General features: G+C 76.6%; 1 protein-coding gene. It reads right to left on the bottom strand.

From position 1 onward, the window contains the following. Positions 1 to 201, bottom strand: a 201-nt coding sequence (locus tag D474_RS0102825) for a hypothetical protein (RefSeq protein ID WP_017612085.1), incomplete at both ends; no start/stop codon positions are given.

Below are 201 nucleotides of genomic sequence, written 5' to 3'. Positions count from 1 at the left end.
ACCGGGAGCCGCTGGTAGTACGCCTTGCGCGCGGACTCGGCGGCCTTGGCCCGGTCGGCCGGGCCCATGACCCCGTCGGGGTCGACCTCGGCCTCGAACCGGGCTTCGCGTGCGCGGTTCGCCGGTGCCATCCGTTCGGCCCGGTGCGGGGTCCTCGCCCACGACGTGTGCGCGGCCAGGCTGGCGATCTGGGAGCGGCGG

The sequence above is a fragment of the Nocardiopsis salina YIM 90010 genome (assembly GCF_000341025.1).
Taxonomy (GTDB): Bacteria; Actinomycetota; Actinomycetes; order Streptosporangiales; family Streptosporangiaceae; genus Nocardiopsis; species Nocardiopsis salina.
Note: the sequence above shows the minus strand (reverse complement) of the source record. Positions and strands in the feature narration are given on the sequence as shown.